General features: G+C 42.0%; 12 protein-coding genes and 1 tRNA gene. 10 read left to right on the top strand and 3 right to left on the bottom strand.

Features of this window, described 5'->3' with window-relative positions; all coding sequences use genetic code 11:
• Positions 1 to 163 precede the first annotated feature (163 nt).
• Both lptE and holA read left to right on the top strand, forming a co-directional pair.
• Entirely contained in the window at positions 164 to 694 is a 531-nt protein-coding gene (gene lptE, locus FTV41_RS01295; RefSeq protein ID WP_179995964.1) for an LPS assembly lipoprotein LptE, read from the top strand.
• Between the two features lie 21 nt (positions 695 to 715).
• Complete coding sequence (holA, locus tag FTV41_RS01290; RefSeq protein WP_179995963.1) at positions 716 to 1,714, top strand: DNA polymerase III subunit delta; 999 nt, start codon at positions 716 to 718, stop codon at positions 1,712 to 1,714.
• Between the two features lie 50 nt (positions 1,715 to 1,764).
• Here holA and FTV41_RS01285 read toward each other — a convergent pair whose 3' ends face one another.
• The gene (locus tag FTV41_RS01285) at positions 1,765 to 2,214 is read right to left on the bottom strand and encodes a bacteriohemerythrin (protein ID WP_004974971.1); all 450 of its coding nucleotides are present in this window, start codon (positions 2,212 to 2,214) and stop codon (positions 1,765 to 1,767) included.
• A gap of 413 nt (positions 2,215 to 2,627) precedes the next feature.
• Here FTV41_RS01285 and FTV41_RS01280 point away from each other — a divergent pair, with 413 nt between their 5' ends.
• Genes FTV41_RS01280 through FTV41_RS01270 form a run of 3 tightly spaced genes read left to right on the top strand, consistent with a single transcriptional unit; the run spans position 2,628 to position 7,396 of the window.
• Positions 2,628 to 3,962: an efflux RND transporter periplasmic adaptor subunit gene (locus tag FTV41_RS01280; RefSeq protein WP_179995962.1), complete on the top strand. Its 1,335-nt coding sequence runs from the start codon at positions 2,628 to 2,630 to the stop codon at positions 3,960 to 3,962.
• Position 3,963: 1 nt separating this feature from the next.
• A complete protein-coding gene (locus FTV41_RS01275; RefSeq protein WP_179995961.1) occupies positions 3,964 to 5,937 on the top strand; it encodes a MacB family efflux pump subunit in 1,974 nt (657 codons plus the stop codon).
• 22 nt (positions 5,938 to 5,959) lie between these two features.
• On the top strand, positions 5,960 to 7,396 hold the full coding sequence (locus tag FTV41_RS01270) for an efflux transporter outer membrane subunit (protein ID WP_179995960.1): 1,437 nt from the start codon (positions 5,960 to 5,962) through the stop codon (positions 7,394 to 7,396).
• Between the two features lie 96 nt (positions 7,397 to 7,492).
• Here FTV41_RS01270 and FTV41_RS01265 read toward each other — a convergent pair whose 3' ends face one another.
• Positions 7,493 to 8,761, bottom strand: a complete 1,269-nt coding sequence (locus FTV41_RS01265) for a sensor histidine kinase KdpD (RefSeq protein WP_179995959.1) — start codon at positions 8,759 to 8,761, stop codon at positions 7,493 to 7,495.
• Between the two features lie 809 nt (positions 8,762 to 9,570).
• Here FTV41_RS01265 and FTV41_RS01260 point away from each other — a divergent pair.
• The gene (locus FTV41_RS01260; RefSeq protein WP_179995958.1) at positions 9,571 to 11,805 is read left to right on the top strand and encodes an NADP-dependent isocitrate dehydrogenase; all 2,235 of its coding nucleotides are present in this window, start codon (positions 9,571 to 9,573) and stop codon (positions 11,803 to 11,805) included.
• A gap of 191 nt (positions 11,806 to 11,996) precedes the next feature.
• Positions 11,997 to 12,299 (top strand): HNH endonuclease, encoded by a 303-nt coding sequence (locus tag FTV41_RS01255; RefSeq protein ID WP_167846288.1) that lies wholly within the window; start codon positions 11,997 to 11,999, stop codon positions 12,297 to 12,299.
• Positions 12,300 to 12,569: 270 nt separating this feature from the next.
• Here the strand turns inward: FTV41_RS01255 and FTV41_RS01250 are convergent.
• Positions 12,570 to 12,656, bottom strand: a tRNA-Leu gene (locus FTV41_RS01250).
• Between the two features lie 177 nt (positions 12,657 to 12,833).
• Between FTV41_RS01250 and queA the strand changes: the two genes are divergently transcribed.
• Genes queA through FTV41_RS01235 form a run of 3 tightly spaced genes read left to right on the top strand, consistent with a single transcriptional unit; the run spans position 12,834 to position 15,514 of the window.
• Positions 12,834 to 13,871, top strand: coding sequence for a tRNA preQ1(34) S-adenosylmethionine ribosyltransferase-isomerase QueA (queA, locus tag FTV41_RS01245; RefSeq protein WP_179990699.1), 1,038 nt, complete (start codon positions 12,834 to 12,836; stop codon positions 13,869 to 13,871).
• Between the two features lie 25 nt (positions 13,872 to 13,896).
• On the top strand, positions 13,897 to 14,925 hold the full coding sequence (locus FTV41_RS01240; protein ID WP_178867885.1) for a hypothetical protein: 1,029 nt from the start codon (positions 13,897 to 13,899) through the stop codon (positions 14,923 to 14,925).
• A gap of 22 nt (positions 14,926 to 14,947) precedes the next feature.
• A complete protein-coding gene (locus FTV41_RS01235; protein WP_163141230.1) occupies positions 14,948 to 15,514 on the top strand; it encodes a LemA family protein in 567 nt (188 codons plus the stop codon).
• Positions 15,515 to 15,590: the final 76 nt, after the last annotated feature.

Here is a 15,590-nt window from a genome sequence, read left to right as displayed (position 1 = left end):
TTGGAGGGATTTTATAAAACAATCCCCCTAAACCCTCCTACAAAAAAGGAATTAAAACAATTTCCTAACAAAGCCCGTTGTCAGTCAATGGGCTTTGCACCTACAATCAAGATCTTCTCAACTTCCGCTTTTAAACTTTCAAGAATATTACAGAGGACAGCACATGCACTTTAGCCAACGTCTAGCAGTCATTGTTTTAACTTGTGGACTCAGTGCTGGCTTAGTCGGCTGTGGTTTTCATCTTAAAGGCACCAATCCAAGCATTGCACCTGTGGCTTATTCAAAAATGAGTCTGGCTTTACCGAGCAATGCTGAAGAATTAGAAGAAAAACTTTCCATTCAGATGGGTACAGCGGGCGTACAACTCAGCAATGACCCTAATGCCTATGTACTGCGTGTACTTGACTATACGCCACGTCGCTTGGAATTGAATGGCAAACTGGTAGAAACCTTATTACGTTTGAGTGTGACTTTCCGTATTGAAGATGCGCAAGGCAACCCGATCACCGAACCTCGTACCGTCATGGCAACGCGCAGTTATCAATACGATGTAGCAACTGTGAATACCGATGATCAGGAACAAAAATTCTTAAAAGAAGTCATTATTGATGATGTAGCACAGCAAATTGTGCGTCAAATTTCATCTAATCGTTTACCTTTGGTCAACCCACCTGTGTATTCAAACCCTAAATAAGTTTTCGAGTGCGAATTTTTTATGAAAATTGACTATCTACAAGCCCTCAAACGTGTCGATGAAGCACGTGGCGTATGGATTTTGCATGGTCAAGAACCCTTACTCGAACAAAACTTGCTGGATGCTTTTCGTGCCAGTTGGCAAAAACAGGATATTGAACGTCAGCGTTATGATTTAAATAGCGTTAGCGATTGGAAAAATGTATTCAATGCCTTAAACAGTCTGTCACTGTTTTCGAGTCAATTGGCGGTTGAAGTACACGGCAATATCAAGCCTGATGCCAGCACACTAAAACAACTGAAAAGTTATATTCAACACAATGAACAAAACTTGCTGTTGGTGGTAATGCCGAAACAAGACAACAATAGTCTGAAATCCAGTTTTTTTCAGTTGATTGATGCCAATGGGGTCAATGTTGCGCTTACGGCGAATTATCCTAAAGATCGGCAGCAGATTTTAGGTTTGGAAGCAGAAAAGCTTGGCATTCAATTAGGACATGATGCGTGGCAATGGTTGGAACAACATCATGAACACAACCTTTTGGCTGCCAAAAATAGCTTAATGCGGGTCAGTGACACCTTTCCTGAAATTCAGCAGATTCAGATTGAACATTTACATGCCTGTTTACAAGATCAATCTCGTTATAGCACTTATGATTTAAATGATGCTTTACTGACGGGAAATCTAGCGCAAGCTATGAAAATTTTTCAATACCTCATGGCTTCGGGTGAAGCCATGAGTTTAATTTTGTGGAGCATCAGCAAAGAAATGCGCCTGCTGATGCAATTATTTGAACAACCACAAAATGCTTTGCAACTGGGTATCTGGAAAAACAAAGTCAGTGTTTATCAGCAAGCTTTGCGACGTTTAAATCCAAATAGTTTCTTGCAATGGCCCGCCCTATTATTGCGTATTGATGCCGCCATCAAAGGGATGTCCAAGGAAAACCCTGAACATTTGGTGCTACAAGCCATTACAGAACTCTGTGGTAAAACGCTGTTTGCTTCTCACTCGGCTTAATTAAGCAGACTTCATCAAATAATTTTTAAAATCATCTGCTTTTCCGAGGATTAGCTAAAGAAACGTGCAAACCAACTTTTGCCTTTCTTCTGTTCCTGTGAACGCAAATAATGCAGCATATTGTCGCGTACCGCATCGACATAATCCTGATCATCATGCTGAATATGGTTAATCAACCATTTAGACAACAAACGATACAAATCATGTTCTACCGATTCGCCATTGGCAAAACGCTGACGGCAATCATTCAAACGCTTCACAAAGAGTTCGTGAATACCACGATGTGATGGTAAGTATTGATAATTGACCTGTGACAACAAGTTTTCTTCAAAGCTAAAATGCGATTGCGTATAGTCAATCAAGTCATCCAAGACTTCTTTGATTTGCTCCCGCGCACCTGTCGCCCGAATTTTTTCCAGCGCATTAATATAGTCCAGAATTTGTCGATGTTGATTGTCAATCACATCAATTCCGATATTAAATTTCTCACTCCACTCCATGATTTACCCCTCAGATTTTTTGCTTAAAGTCATGTTTTATTGCATCGTCCCGATGCCGTATTATCCTAATGATTAAATCCATAATTATTTTATGGAATTTAATACTAGCTGCTTTTAATTCTTAAATCCATATAGAAAATAAGGTTTTTTAAGCAACTTAGACCATAGTTGTATTTTTCAGCATTTATCATAAAAATTCATAAAATTATCATAGAGATGAAACAAACTACCCCACCTCGTTAACAGATGCTATTTTCACTTTTTTTATGGATGTAATACTGTACTCAGACTGTATTAAATCTAGCTCAAACCACTAATAAATAATTCTCATTTGCAGTTTCTTCAAAAAATTCACGATTTATCCTTATTTCACTTCTATAATCCTTTTAATTTCTTTTTCTGTTTTTTGACTCATGCCAAAAATAAAATCGACCAAACTTATTGCGGGAATTATCATTGCGCTGATGCTGGCATTTGCCGCTTGGTATTTTTTAAAACCCAAAGAACAACAACCGCAATACATTACTGCCGAAGTGAGCCGTGGAGATATTGAAAGTGCGGTGTTGGCAACAGGCGTACTTGAAGCCACCAAAATGGTCAGTGTTGGTGCGCAAGTTTCAGGTCAAGTCAAAAAAATGTATGTTCAGTTAGGCGATCAAGTCAAACAAGGACAGTTGATTGCCCAAATTGACTCCGTACGACAGGAAAATGAGTTTAAAACAGCGCAGGCCAGTATTAAAAACCAACAGGCACAATTGGCGGTTCGACAAGCCAATCTCGCCAAAGTCGCAGCAGAATATCAGCGTCAACAAGCCATGTATGCGCAAGATGCGACCTCACGTGCTGAACTTGAAACTGCCTTAGCCAACTATAAAACTTCACAAGCAGAAATTGCTGCCATTAACGCTCAAATTGAACAGTCACGCCTAACTTTAGACACGTCTAAAGAAAATTTAGGTTATACCCGTATTCTTGCCCCAATGGATGGCACTGTCGTCGCAATTGTGACCGAAGAAGGTCAAACCGTGAACGCCAATCAAAGTGCGCCCACGATTGTTAAATTAGCCAAACTTGACACCATGACTGTAAAAGCAGAAATTTCTGAAGCGGATGTAATGAAGGTCGAAGAGGGACAAACGGTCTATTTCACCACCTTGGGCAACAGTGAGAAAAAACATTACGCTACTTTACGTCAGGTAGAACCTGCACCCAAATCCATCAATACCGAAAGCAATAACAATACGTCATCATCTTCAAGTTCTGCCGTGTACTACAACGCTTTATTTGACGTACCAAATGAAGACGGCAAGCTACGCATCAATATGACCGCACAAGTGTCCATTGTATTGGCAGAGGCACGCAATGTGCTGACCATTCCTGCTGCTGCGGTACAAGGTGCAAACCGTTCACGCAGTCGTGGCAACAGCAATAATTCAGACAGCAACGTACGTGCTGAGCGCGACAATACCAATGCTAGCTCTGCCAAACGCCCTGCCCGCTTGGAGTTGACTGCCAATGAAAAAGCCTTGATTGATCAAGGTAAAGCCTCTTTAGGTATGGTACGTGTACTGCAAGCCGATGGCTCAGCTCGTCCACAATCGGTATTGCTTGGCTTAAACAACCGTGCAACGGTACAAGTCATTCGTGGCTTAAAACTGGGCGATCAAGTCATTATTGCCGATGGTTCTGATACCTCAAATGATGCGGCGAAGCGTGGTGGTCGTGTTGGCCCATCAGTGAGAATGTAAGATGAGTCAGTCACAACCTCTGTTAGAGGTCACCAATCTGACCCGTGAATTCCCTGCGGGTGAATCTACAGTGCAGATTCTCAAAGGCATTGACCTGAAGATTTACCCAGGTGAATTGGTTGCGATTGTAGGTCAGTCGGGTTCGGGAAAATCCACCCTCATGAATATTTTGGGCTGTTTGGATCAACCCACCACGGGCAGCTATAAAGTCAAAGGACGCGAAACCCGACAACTTGAAGCCGATGAATTGGCACAGCTACGTCGTGAATATTTTGGTTTTATTTTCCAGCGCTATCACTTATTGGGTGATTTAAGCGCTGCGGGCAACGTCGAAGTGCCTGCAATTTATGCAGGTGCCGATGTTGAAGAGCGACAAACACGCGCGACTGCGCTGCTCAGTGACTTAGGTCTAGCCGATAAAACCCAAAACCGCCCAAGTCAGCTTTCAGGTGGACAACAACAACGTGTATCCATTGCACGTGCCTTGATGAATGGTGGCGATGTGATTCTTGCCGATGAACCCACAGGTGCACTCGACAAGAATAGCGGTATTGAAGTGATGCGGATTTTGCGTGAGCTAAATACCAAAGGTCACACCATCATCTTGGTCACACATGACCATAATGTCGCTAAAAATGCCACACGGATTATTGAAATCAGTGACGGGCTTATTATTTCTGATCAGCCCAACACACCTGCCGATCAAGATGATATTACCCAACAAACTTTGCAACATTCACCACAAAAAAGAACTTCAGCTTGGCGTTCTGTATTTGATCGTTTAGGTGAAGCCTTCCGCATGGCGCTACTGGCGATGAATGCGCATCGCATGCGCACCTTTTTAACCATGCTCGGGATTATTATCGGGATCGCTTCGGTTGTATCTGTTGTGGCACTTGGCAATGGTTCACAGAAACAAATTTTAGAGAACATCAGCAGTTTAGGTACCAACACCATTACCGTGTTTCAGGGGCGTGGTTTTGGTGATACCTCGCGCTCATCTCAGCTTAAAACCCTAATTCCTGCCGATGCCGATGCTTTGGCAGAACAACCTTATGTGGATGGGGTCAGCCCATCGGTCAATAGCAACGTCACAGTACGTTTTAAAGACACCGAGGCTTCTGCCACAGTCAATGGTGTGAGCGAAGACTTTTTCTATGTGCGCGGCATAAACTTCCAGTCGGGTCAGCCTTTTGACAAACACAGCGTGCTGGAACAAGCGCAAGATGTGGTGATTGATCACAACACCAAAAATACATTTTTTAGTGATGGCAGCAACCCTGTCGGGCAAGTAATTTTATTGGGCAGCGTACCCAGCCGTATTATTGGCGTGGTCGAAGAACAAAAAAGCATGATGGGCAATGCCGACAGCTTAAATGTGTATTTGCCCTACTCTACGGTAATGAGCCGCATGCTTGGCCAAAGCCATGTGCGCAGCATTATTGTACGAGTCAAAGATGAATATCCAAGTGCTGCAGCAGAAAATGCCATCCTAAGTCTGTTGGTACAGCGTCATGGTGCGCAGGATGTATTTACTCAAAATGCCGACAGTATCCGTGAAACCATCCAACAAACTACCGCCACCATGACCTTACTGGTTTCTGCTATTGCAGTGATTTCACTGGTGGTCGGTGGAATTGGCGTAATGAACATCATGTTGGTCTCTGTCACAGAACGCACCCAAGAAATTGGGGTACGCATGGCAGTCGGCGCACGACAAAGCGATATTTTGCAGCAATTTTTAATTGAAGCCATTTTAGTGTGTATTTTAGGCGGTGTACTTGGCGTCTTGCTCGCACTCGGAATTGGGCAATTGATTAATCATGTGGCAGGTGGAACCTTTCAAATGGCGTACTCCACCACCTCGATTGTAGCCGCTTTTGTCTGTTCAAGCCTGATTGGAATTGTGTTCGGTTTTATTCCTGCACGTAATGCTGCCCAACTGAACCCTGTCGATGCGCTATCTAGAGAATAAGGAATTAGAGTAAGGAATGATGATGCGATTTAACCAGAAGTCACGACAATTCAGCCAACTCGTCACTGCGCTTTTTCTTGGCAGCAGCTTAGTGGGTTGTGCAGCCGTAGTCAAAACACCTTATCAGGCACCTGCTGTAAATATTCCTCAACAGTTTGAGCAGCAGCAAAAAAGCCAGCAAGTCCTTGCACAACTAAATACAGACCGTTGGTGGACACTCTTTCACGATGCTGCTTTAAATCAATTGGTTGAACAAGTCTTGGCGCGTAACAGTGACCTCGCGGTTGCAGGACTGAATTTACAACAAGCCAGATTACAAGCAAAACAAGGCCAAAGTCAGCAAGGTGTCCGGATTGGCAATGCAGGTATTTCTACAGGGCATCAATTTAGTTTAGAGGGCAATGGTGATACAGCGCGTGGGATTTCGCTGAATTATCCCGGACTGAGCTATGAATTGGACTTATTCGGTAAACTTGCCAATCAGACTGAAGCTGCACGTTGGGAAGCCTTAGCCACCGAACAAGACTTACAAGCCACCGCACAAAGCCTGATTGCAACCACTGCCAACTTATATTGGCAATTGGGTTATTTAAATGAACGCTATGTTGTCGCACAACAAAACCTTGCCAGTACGCAAAAAACGTATCAATTGGTCAGTGCGCAATATCGCGCGGGTGCAGTTTCAGGATTGGATTTAAACCAAGCCGAACAAGCCCTGCAAAGTCAAAAATCAACCTTGAGCCAAATTGCACAGCAAAAAGTTGAAACACGCACCGCCTTGGCAGTTTTACTGCATCAACCTGTGCAAATGTTGAATATCAATGAACCACAGAGTTTAGCCGCTGTTCGTTTACCGAATATTACTGCTGGCTTACCTGCAGAACTGCTGTCACGTCGTCCCGACTTACGTGCAGCCGAATTACGTTTACGTAAAGCCTTGGCCAATAAAGATGCCAATCGAGCCAGTTATTACCCATCCATCAGTCTTACAGGCACACTCAGTACAGGTGTCGGTACAGGCGCGCATACCTCTTTAAGCGATGCCCTAAAAAACCCAATTGCCACTTTAGGTGCAGGTTTAACCCTGCCATTTTTGCAATGGAATGATATGCAGCGCGATCTAAAAGTGAATGCTTTGGAATATGAAAAAGCCATTGTGCAATATCGACAAACTTTATATAAAGCCTTTGCCGATGTCGAAAATGCACTGTCAGCACGAACCGCGCTGAATCAACAAGTCGCGCTGCAAAGCCGCAATTTAGCACTGGCAGAGAAAACTGAACGCTTAACTGAGGTGCGTTATCGGCATGGTGCGATTGCCTTAAAAAACCTGCTAGATGCACAAGAAACCACCCGCAATGCACGTTTAAGTTTATTGCAGACCAAGCAAAACCAATACAACGCCTATGTGACTTTATTGCAAGCGTTGGGTGGTAGTCCGATTCAAAACATTCAATAATGCAAGAGTTGATCTAAATTGATCACGATAAAAAAAGCCTGTGGATGATTTTAAACATCCACAGGCTTTTGCTTGCTTTGTATATAAACTTTGAAATTAAGTTTTCTCAGATAATAACGCTTCTTTACTTAATACTTGATGGCTACTGGTCGCAATTGGCAAACTGACTTTAAAAGTCGTTCCAACACCTTCTTTCGATTCCACCACAATTTGCCCGTGGTTCAAATCGACAAAACGCTTACACAACACCAAACCTAAACCAATACCCTTTTCACCTGCAGTGCCTTTAAAACTAACAGTAAGTTTAGGCTCGAACAGCGTTTCGAGTTGTTGTGCAGTCATGCCCAAACCCGTATCGTGAATATAAATATCCACACTGGTTTCTGTTTGCTCTGCACGTAAAATGACTTTGCCTGTGCCATCGGTAAAGGTAAATTTCAGCGCATTCGACACCAAATTTTGAATCACCGAGGTAATCATATTGATGTCGGCATAAACTTTAATGCCTTCTTCAACTTGATCAATCAGTTCAATATTTTTCTTGATTGCCAAACTTTTCAACACATCGCAAACAATTTTGGTCGATTGCTTTAACTCAAAATTAATTGGGTGATACACAAAGCGTCCACCCTCTGCCATCGCCCAATTCAATAAACTTTCTAGCAAGTTATAGGTCGATTGTGCTGTGTCGAATAAATAGTCGGCAATATTTTGAATACTAGAATCATCCAAAGTTTCGCGCTCTTGCGCTAAAACTTCCGAAAACCCCAATAAGCCATGAAATGGCGCGCGCAAATCATGCGCAATAATTTGGAAAAATTTCGTTTTACTAAAATTCAATGCAGACTGCTGTTCATACAGTTCTTTTAAGCTTGCATAATCAACTTTTAATTCAATATAACGCACCAAACCTGCAGCAAACTCCGCCACTGTCGGCAAAGCACCTAAACTAAACGCTTCTTCACGATGATCAAATAACAACAACTGCCCAATCGACTCACCATCCGTTTTGAGTAAATCCAGTGCAATTAAACGAGCCGCTTCTATCCCTAAACTTGCAATATGCTGCACAAAATTCGCATATTGAGGATGTTGAGGTTCAATCAGTTGCTGACCTTGAAAGAAAGCTTCTAACTGTGCGGTTGGATTGGCATGAAAAGCTTTAAAAACTTGATTGGTGGAATACCAGATATATGGCTCATTTTTAAAAGTCAAAATGGCATGATCGACTTGCAATATTTGACGGGCAAACTTCAAAAAACCATCAATTTGGTTAGTTGGCGTATGTACGCCTAATAATAATGAGAGTGTGCAAGCACTGAGTTGCTCCGTTTCGGGACCAATTTCCAGCAACTGTATTTTCATTTTTGCCTCGTTAATTAAAGTTTGACACGTTATGAATTATTTTCTCTTCAAAATTCGTCCATTGAACTCAGAGTTAACCTACAAACTTTAACACAAAACATAAGCTTTCAAACCAATTTAAAAACTGTGCAACAAATCGCTGCCTCTTCTTTCATGCTTTTTTTTCATCTATGCATGAATAAGAGTTGAGATCATGATGAACCACGCTTTCAGAGGAATCGAACTGCTTCAAAGCACCAAAAAATACGCCGTTTTTTGTAAAATTTAGACCATAAAAATAGATCTAAACTTTTAAAATATCAATCAGGCTTTTTATCTGTAGATTTCCCTCCGTTTTTGAAGAAAATCTAAACTTCTATACAAGAATTTACATTACCTCATACTGTAAAAAAATAATGTAAAATATTGATAAATTTACAAAATAAATAAACTAAATATATCTACGTATCATTTTCATCGATTATTTATCAAACATACGACTTAAGTCGAACCCTCAACTGGTTAATTTATAATAAAATATACATATATTTTTGATGTCATATCTTCATCATACGATTTGATTAGTATTTCAACACTAAATACTCAAGGCGATTTTTAGGTTTAAATAGGCTCGTTTTTACATTAAACCGTGTCTTGATTCGCACAAATGCGACACATCATTTCGTAGCGAAATGGCGTCATCACTGTAATTACGTTGACTGAAATGCATAGAGAGTCGATACTCTCAAGGTTAAATTAGGCAAATCGGTTCGCAGGGGCTGAGTCATTATCTCGCTCCTAAAAAACTCAATCAAAGCAAGGGGCTATATATGGCTGGTGGAAAGTCAAAAATCATTTATACACTGACCGATGAGGCGCCATTGTTGGCGACCTACTCTCTACTGCCGATCATTGAGACCTTTACTAAGCCTGCTGGCATCGAGATTGTCAAGAGTGATATCTCTGTCGCAGCACGCGTACTCTCTGAATTCTCGGAATACCTAAGCGAAGAACAGAAGGTAGCCGACAACCTCGCAGAGCTTGGACGTCTCACGCAAGATCCAGATACCAATATCATCAAACTTCCGAACATCAGTGCTTCAGTTGCTCAGTTAATTGCATGTATCAAGGAATTACAAGCAAAAGGCTATGCAATTCCTGACTATCCTGAAAATGCGGATACTGAAGAAGAGAAAGCTTTACTCGCTCGTTTTGGTAAATGCTTAGGTTCAGCAGTAAACCCTGTATTACGTGAAGGTAACTCTGACCGTCGTGCACCTGCTGCAGTGAAAAACTATGCAAAAAAACACCCTCACTCTATGGGTGAATGGAAGCAATGGTCACAAACTCACGTTTCACACATGGATGAAGGTGACTTCTACCATGGCGAAAAATCAATGACGCTTGACCGCGCACGTAACGTAAAAATGGAACTCATCACTCATTCTGGTGAAACCATTGTATTGAAAGAAAAAGTAGCGTTACTTGATGGCGAAATCATCGATTCTATGTTCATGAGCAAGAAAGCGCTTTGCGACTTCTATGAAAAAGAATTGGATGATTGTAAAGAAGCAGGCATTTTGTTCTCTTTACACGTAAAAGCGACCATGATGAAAGTTTCACACCCGATTGTATTCGGTCACTGTGTGAAAATTTACTATAAAGAAGCGTTTGAAAAACACGGTAAATTGTTTGAAGAACTTGGCATTAACGTCAACAACGGTATGGCAGGTCTTTATGAAAAGATCGAAACCTTACCAACTTCTTTACGTGAAGAAATCATCGAAGATTTACACGCATGCCAAGAACACCGCCCTGCACTTGCAATGGTGGATTCTGCAAAAGGCATCACCAACTTCCACTCTCCAAACGACGTAATTGTAGATGCTTCTATGCCTGCAATGATTCGTGGTGGCGGTAAAATGTGGGGTGCTGACGGTAAACCTTACGACTGTAAAGCAGTAATGCCTGAATCTACTTTCGCGCGTATTTACCAAGAAATGATCAATTTCTGTAAGTGGAATGGTAACTTCGACCCACGTACGATGGGTACTGTGCCAAACGTAGGTTTGATGGCGCAAAAAGCTGAAGAATACGGCTCACACGACAAGACTTTTGAAGTTCCTGCTGCAGGTGTTGCAAACATCACCGACATTGACACGGGTGAAGTGTTGATGACTCAAAACGTAGAAGAAGGCGACATCTGGCGTATGTGTCAGGTGAAAGATGCACCTATTCGCGACTGGGTTAAACTTGCAGTAACACGTGCACGTAACTCTGGTATGCCAGCAATTTTCTGGTTAGACCCGTACCGTCCACACGAAAACGAAGTGATCAAGAAAGTTCAAAAATACTTAAAAGATCACGACACGACTGGTTTAGATATTCAAATCATGTCACAAGTTCGTGCGATGCGTTATACACTTGAGCGTGTTGCGCGTGGTTTAGACACCATTTCTGTAACAGGTAACATCTTACGTGACTACCTCACTGACTTGTTCCCAATTATGGAGCTTGGTACTTCTGCGAAAATGTTATCTATCGTTCCGTTAATGGCGGGTGGTGGTATGTACGAAACTGGTGCGGGTGGTTCTGCGCCTAAACACGTACAACAACTTGTTGAAGAAAACCACTTACGTTGGGATTCATTAGGTGAGTTCCTTGCGCTTGCTGCTTCTTTAGAAGAAATGGGTATTAAAGAAGATAATACTCGTGCGAAATTACTTGCATCAACTCTTGATCAAGCGACCAGCAAATTACTTGATAACGACAAGTCTCCATCACGTCGTACTGGCGAACTGGACAACCGTGGCAGCCACTTCTACTTGGCAAAATTCTGGGCAGAAGCACTTGCTGCTCAAGATGAAGATGCTGAGTTGAAAGCGAAGTTTGAACCACTTGCACAAGCTTTAGCTGCAAACGAAGACAAAATTGTTGCTGAACTTGCGGAAGTACAAGGTAAATCGGTTGATATCGGTGGTTACTACGCAGTAGATCAAGCCAAAGTGAATGCCGTAATGCGTCCAAGCCCAACATTCAATGCTGCTCTTGATGCAGCTCAATAAGTTGATGCAAAACTAACCTAAGTTAGTGATGTAAAAAACCAGCGCTTCGGTGCTGGTTTTTTTACACCCTCATTTATATAGTGTTATGACAACTATTTCATTTAATGCTTAGATCTAAATTTTATGAATGTGAGTTATCAAAGGTTAGGATTTTTCATTCAACTAGAGCCATAAAATAAGGAAAACCTAAAATGGCAAATTCGTGGGGAATACCAAAGCACATAGAAGATGCGGTCTCGGAGCGAGACCTGTGCTGTGTATATTGCGGCAAAAAGTTTGGCACTGAAAGAGCTAATAAGAAGTCTTGGGAACACATTATCAACGATATAAGAATTACAACCTTATCCAATATTGCATTGTGCTGTATTGGCTGCAATGCATCTAAAGGCAATAAAGACTTAGCAACTTGGCTCCATTCTGAGAATGCTCGAAAAAGAGGCGTCACCACTGAGACAATTGCAGATGTCATCAAAGTAGCTTTAGATAGTGAATAAAGCTTTTAAGTACTACAAGCCCTATAAGACACCCGATCAATCACATTTGATTATTGTATTGATCTAATAATTTAAGCTTAGCATCTGATTCCACCATGAGTACCAATGAAAAATCAGGTACTCATTTGGGTACTCATTTTCCAAAGTGACCACCTGAATTGTGGCTAATGGAATCATTAAGACTGGAGCTAAAAAATGGCACAACCCATTAATATACAGACAATAAAAAAGCCCCCAAGTCTTAATATGCTTGAGGGCTTTTCCTTTATATGGTCCCGAGGGTCGGACTCGAACCGACACGTCATCTCTGACAGCGGATTTTGAGTCCGCCGCGTCTACCAATTTCACCACCTCGGGTAGGTGTTGATGGGTATAATAAACTTTTTTGACAGCTTGTCAACGCAAGTTTTTTGCAATTGTTTAAAATTAAATCAGCTGTCATTTTTTTGATTTATAATCGACCAATTTCATCCATAAAACCTAAAAAAGCATATACTAGGCGCAGTTTTCCCAGTGTTCTAACTTGTTTTTATCATGCAGCTTTCTGACTTTAATTTTAATCTCCCCGATGAACTCATTGCTCGTTACCCACTAGCAAGTCGTAGCGCCTCTCGTCTGCTGCATCTTGATGCTCAAGGTCAGTATCATGACCATCAATTTACCGACCTACTGAATTTACTCGAAGCGGGCGATTTACTGGTACTTAACGATACCAAAGTCATGAAAGCGCGTCTTAAAGGTAAACGTGCCACAGGCGGTGCAGTGGAAGTCTTGGTAGAACGTCTGCAAGATCAATTTATTGCCCATTGCCATATTAAAGCCAGCAACTCACCAAAAGCAGGTGCAGAACTGTTTATTGGGCCTGATGCTGTAAAAGTGACCGTACAAGGTCGCCATGAAAACTTATTTATTGTCGAGTTTTCGCAGCCTATTTTAGACGTATTGGATGCCTACGGTCAGTTACCGATTCCACCCTACTTTAACCGTGAAGCAGAAGCGATTGATACCGAGCGTTATCAAACCGTATTTAACGACCCAACAAAACTCGCTAGTGTTGCCGCACCCACTGCCAGCTTGCACTTTGATGAAGCCTTACTGCAACAGCTAGCAGATAAAGGCATTCAAAAAACCTTTGTGACCTTGCATGTGGGCGCAGGTACATTCCTGCCTGTACGTACCGATGATATTGCCAATCACATCATGCACAGTGAATGGTGTGAAGTTTCTGAAGCTGCCGTAGCGCTGATTCGTGAAACCAAAGCACGAGGTAATAAAGTTATTTCAGTGGGTACAACTGCTACCCGTGCCGTGGAAAGTGCTGCCCAAGCCCATGCAGGCAAACTTGCAGCGTGGTCGGGTGATACGCAAATTTTTATTTACCCAGGTTATCAGTTTAAAGTGGTGGATCGTCTAATCACCAATTTCCACTTGCCTGAATCCACCTTATTAATGTTGGTATCTGCGCTTTCAAGCCGTGAAAATGTCATGCAGGCGTATCAACATGCTGTGGCTGAACGCTATCGTTTCTTTAGTTATGGCGATGCCATGCTGATTGATCAAGCTCAAACTTAATTTTCAAACTGTAAAAGAAACCACCATGCCGCTCGATACCGTGCAACACTCCATTCATATTCGACGCAAGAAGAATCAGCGGGTATTTCGTAATATCGCGCGGTTATGGGATATTGGAAAAAAAGCACAAAGCCATCAAGATATTTTAGATGGCTTACACCCTTGGCAAGATGACATCACCCTCAAGTTTGAAAATGTTTTGCCTGTCCTGCTTGGCATTATAGGTGTGTTGTTCTGTTTATTGCTCTTGATTCAACCGAGTAATATTTGGCTGCAATTCTGCTTGCTGATTGGGTTAGGCTGTATCTTCTGGGCATTTATTACCTATGAACAAGACGACCCCATTGAAGAAGTCATCACTTTTTTAGAACAAGAAAGCATTGCACAGCGCTATCAACTGGCATGGCAGCAACCACCGCAACATCTTGCCCGAACCCTACAACCCGTTTATTTGATTGCTCATTTAAAAAGTCTGTTTCCCTTGTTTAATTTGGGGAATCTGTCCAATGAAATTCGCCGTTACGCCAGTACTGTTTGGCAAGATCAACAAGGCAAGCAACATCAGGTTTTGGTCTTTGAATATCGCTATGTCAGTGAAACCCGCATTAAAGATCAAAATGGCAATGACTATAAAGTGCGTGAAGTGGTGCGGCATTTATCGGGCGTATTTGTCTTTGATGTGCAGCTACAAGGTTTAGCCGTTACCTCAAATAATAAAACTTTTGGTGCTCCTTATCATGTGCCGTGGCATACCAGTGACATTCGCCTGAATCAAAAACTCAACTTTTTTGGTAGTGATGCAATTCAACTGGCGCGCACCCTCAGCCCTGCAATGGTGTTAAAACTGGATGATTTTTTTCAGCATCAGCAAGGTGATTTGTTATTTCACCCTGAGCGGAACACGCTCTGTTTTTTAGGCAATCGCAACCTGTTTGAAATTTCCAGTAAAGCAAAAAATATTCAAGATATTTCAGCATTACGTGGACACTTACGCACTTTTAAATTACCTTATTTGGAACAATTACAGACAGATTTGATTGATTTTCTGGACTAAGAAAATCGTCTTGGGGCAAAACATGGGTATCGCAATTTTTCTTTTGGTTGTCATCGTCTTGGTGATGCTGGGCATCATGATTCGTAACAACATCGTACGCCACCACAACGCCACCATCCGCGCTTGGGCAGATGTGACCAGTTTTGAACGACAGAAGTTAAAAACGCTTGAAGAACTTGCGCCAGTGGTCGAACAATATGCAGGTATGGAAAAAGGCACTTTAGAAAAAGTGACTGAACTGCGCCAAAATATTATGAACCTAAACATCAACAATGCCGATGTCAGCCAATTACAACGTGTTGAAGCCTTGAGCAAAGAATTGATGCGCAGCTTGAATGTGGTGGTCGAAAATTATCCTGAACTCAAAGCCGACCAATTGTATTTAAAAATGATGCATGAAATTGATGAGCAGAACGAAAATGTCGGTGCTGCGATTACTATTTATAACCGCAATGTCGAGTTGTTTAATAACTATATTCAGGTCTTTCCTAACAACATGATTAACACTGCAACCACAGCGAAAAAACCTGTGCGCGCCTTTCGGGACAACAGTGCAGCACAAAGTTTTGATTATCGTCCAAACTTTTAAGCCATTTAATTCTAAGCCGCTCCTTTGAAATTATTTATAAAAACAGCAAGCACGAAGCTTGCTGTTTTTTCAGATT

It is taken from the genome of Acinetobacter sp. YH16051, assembly GCF_013417135.1.
Classification (GTDB): Bacteria; Pseudomonadota; Gammaproteobacteria; order Pseudomonadales; family Moraxellaceae; genus Acinetobacter; species Acinetobacter towneri.
The sequence above is the reverse complement of the archived record's forward strand: the minus strand, read 5'-3'. Positions and strand labels throughout refer to the sequence as shown.